The 3,205-nt window shown below is 43.3% G+C and carries 4 protein-coding genes; 3 read left to right on the top strand and 1 reads right to left on the bottom strand.

Annotation, left to right across the window (positions count from 1 at the left end):
* Window positions 1-725: GTP cyclohydrolase FolE2 (gene folE2, locus B4K20_RS15145; protein ID WP_289283550.1), on the top strand; the 725-nt coding region annotated here is incomplete at its 5' end.
* A gap of 54 nt (window positions 726-779) precedes the next feature.
* Here folE2 and B4K20_RS15140 read toward each other — a convergent pair.
* A complete protein-coding gene (locus tag B4K20_RS15140) occupies window positions 780-1,424 on the bottom strand; it encodes a retropepsin-like aspartic protease family protein (RefSeq protein WP_289283549.1) in 645 nt (214 codons plus the stop codon).
* A gap of 38 nt (window positions 1,425-1,462) precedes the next feature.
* On the opposite strand from B4K20_RS15140, the gene mobA reads away from it, so the two are divergent.
* Together mobA and B4K20_RS15130 are read left to right on the top strand one after the other, a co-directional pair.
* Window positions 1,463-2,578 carry a molybdenum cofactor guanylyltransferase MobA gene (gene mobA / locus B4K20_RS15135; RefSeq protein ID WP_289283548.1) on the top strand — a complete coding sequence of 372 codons (1,116 nt, stop codon included), beginning with the start codon at window positions 1,463-1,465 and terminating at the stop codon, window positions 2,576-2,578.
* 2 nt (window positions 2,579-2,580) lie between these two features.
* Window positions 2,581-3,205 (top strand): molybdopterin molybdotransferase MoeA (locus B4K20_RS15130; protein ID WP_289283547.1); only part of this gene is annotated, 625 nt, incomplete at its 3' end.

Raw genomic sequence — 3,205 nt, 5'->3', positions numbered from 1 at the left:
AAGTCGGCATCAAAGACATTAAACACCCCGTTAAAGTCAGTGATCGTACGACCGGTGAGCAACATACCATTGCTAACTTTAATATGTATGTGAATTTGCCACATCAATTCAAAGGCACACATATGTCACGCATTGTGGAGATTTTGAATCAACACGAACGTGAAATTACGGTTAAGTCATTCCGCGAAATGCTTGGTCAAATGACCGAGCGCCTTGATGCTGAATCTGGCTACATTGAAATGAACTTCCCTTATTTTGTAAACAAGGAAGCGCCCATTTCAAAAGTCAAAAGCTTGATGGATTATGACGTCACGTTTATTGGTGAAATCACCGGTGCAACAACCATGATGACGGTTAAGGTTGTCGTTCCTGTCACTAGTCTATGTCCTTGCTCCAAGAATATCTCTGATTACGGCGCACATAATCAACGCTCACATGTGACTTTGACTGTCCGTGTGGAGAGCTTTGTCTGGATCGAAGATCTAATCGATCTTGTTGAGAAAGAAGCGTCTTGTGAAATCTTTGGTTTATTAAAGCGTCCTGATGAAAAATACGTCACTGAACGCGCTTATGATAATCCAAAATTCGTTGAAGATATGGTGCGTGATATCGCAGCGAGATTGAATCAAGATTCTCGTATTACGGCTTACACAGTCGAGTCAGAAAACTTTGAATCGATTCATAACCATTCTGCTTATGCATTAATAAGCAAAGGGTTTGATTAATCATTATTGATTGGTTCATCTAAAAAAAGCCTGGTTAACCAGGCTTTTTTTTGCTTAATATTTTTGTCTTAGATCAAGACGTTCACCATTGTGCTGAATGTCCAGCTGTCCCAGAAAGGACATACCGAGTAAGGTCACTGAAGGTTCTTCACCATCTAAGACGACGGCATCAACATTATGCAGTTTTATCTGCTCAAGTTGCACGTAGTCTAGTTTGACCTTATAGCCCACACTCTTGCCTGAAGCCGTCCTTATCCCCACCTGCTGCCCTCGAAGATAATCAATGCCAAGGCGAGCTGCAGTAGCTGAGTTCATGGCGATAGTACTGGCCCCTGTATCGACCAAAAAGCTTGTCGTATAACCGTTTATATTGCCGGTTGCGGTATACATGCCATTGCTTGGCCATAATGTCACTGCTGTTTTTTTCTCAGCTTCAATGTAGTTACTACTGATACGATCCCCTAAAGGGAAAGTTTGTTTTTTTCCATTGATTTCAAAAGTGGCGTTATTACTATTGGCAGCAAGCAATTTCAGGCCTTCAGGGCTTGTATCACCGACACTCAATAAATGTTGATTACCATCCACTTCGACCACGGCTTTGTCTTTAAATAAACCAACCACCATAATGTCGATATTAACGGCCTCTGCTCGAGCGCTAATTAACAGTATAATAAGCGACACTAATATAACTTTAGCCATGACTTTTCTTTTTAATCAGGTTGTTCACTAATCGCATCATGAGCATTTTCTCCCCTATTACAGTCTCTGGCGTACTGCTGGCTGGCGGCCAATCCCGCCGAATGGGTGGTCAAGACAAAGGCTTGCTTCACTACCAGGGCAGAGCGATGGTAAGCCATGTCATTGATGCTATATTACCGCAAGTTGATGATTTATATATCAGTGCGAATCGACATATTGAAAAGTATCAAACTTTTTCGTATCCGGTTATCACGGATAATCTCGCCAATTTCCAGGGGCCACTGTCCGGCATACTATCAGTAATGCAGCAGGTAAAATCAGCGTACTTACTCACCGTACCTTGTGACAATCCGCTTATCAGTGCTCAACTCAGGCAACGTTTAATGGAAGCCTTGTTAGCGACTGGAAGTGATATTGCCGTTGCCCATGATGGTACACAATTACAACCGGTATTTGCGTTAATTCCACTTCGGCTTAAACAGTCTTTGTCTGAGTTTTTAGCTTCAGGTCAGCGTAAAACCCGCGATTGGCTATATCAGCATAAGGTGGCTGAAGTCGATTTTTCTGATCAGGCAGACTTTTTTATCAATATCAATTCACCTGATGAATTAACTCTAAAGTCAAAAATACGCTCAACCAAACCACTTCTGGGCTTTGCGGCGTTCAGCGGAACAGGTAAAACGACTTTACTCACTAAGCTGATACCCGCGCTCAAAGACAGAAATATCCGTGTTGCGGTGATAAAACACGCTCACCATAATTTCGATATCGATAAGCCGGGAAAAGACAGCTATCAAATCCGTGAAGCCGGCGCTGAAGAAATGATTATTGCTTCAGATAAAATGATGGCACTGATGAAAAAAAATCATGACGATCTCATCGAGCCCGAATTACAACCATTAATTCAGCGTCTGGATACACGCACCATCGACCTCATTCTTGTTGAAGGCTTTAAACACGAACGTTTCCCTAAAATAGAATTAAACCGCACAGAACTAGGCGCACCAACATTATATAAGGATGACCCGCATATCATCGCCGTTGCGTCCGACAATGCCATCGCAAATGACGATATGCCTTTCATGCTGGATATCAACCATATACCTGCTATGGTCGACTTTATTGAACAGTTTATTTTTTCATGGAAAAGCTAAATATGGCCGAATTTACCCCACAGCCAAGTTGCGCTGATGATGTTGATCACAATAACTTGACGGTTGAACAGGCTCGCCAGCGTATCCACGACTTATTGTCCCCCATTTCAAGCTGGCAAAAAGTCTCCTTGAGACAGGCACTAGGGCAGGTTTTACACCAAAGCGTAGTATCACCCAGACAGGTACCCCCTTATAACAACTCAGCCATGGATGGTTATGCGTTGCAAAGTGCAGACATCAAAAATGCCCCTTTCTCACTCAACAACGTTGGTGTGGCATTTGCGGGTAAACCCTATCAAGGTCATGTTGAAGCAGGTCAATGTATTCGTATTATGACCGGCGCAAAAATTCCGGATGGTTGTGACACAGTGGTGATGCAGGAGCAAGTTGAATCAGACAATCAAACCATCACCATCCATACAGACGTGAAAGCTGGACAAAATGTCAGACTAGCAGGAGAAGATATCGACTGTGGTGACACGGTTCTACCTGCTGGCCGCCGATTAACACCTGCTGACTTAGGCCTCTTAGCATCGCTAGGCATAGCCGAGGTTGTCACATATAGACCACTTCGTGTTGCCTTTTTCTCTACTGGTGACGAGTTATGTGGCTTGGGTGAACACCTTG

The organism is Methylophaga sp. UBA5088, from assembly GCF_002414625.1.
GTDB classification, from domain to species: domain Bacteria; phylum Pseudomonadota; class Gammaproteobacteria; order Nitrosococcales; family Methylophagaceae; genus Methylophaga; species Methylophaga marina.
Note: the sequence above shows the minus strand (reverse complement) of the source record. Positions and strands in the feature narration are given on the sequence as shown.

What these genes read in the sequence shown, in the direction of transcription:
- B4K20_RS15140 (WP_289283549.1), bottom strand. Translation starts at nt 1,424, where the DNA reads ATGGCTAAAGTTATATTAGTGTCGCTTATTATACTGTTAATTAGCGCT.
- mobA (WP_289283548.1), top strand. Translation starts at nt 1,463, where the DNA reads ATGAGCATTTTCTCCCCTATTACAGTCTCTGGCGTACTGCTGGCTGGC.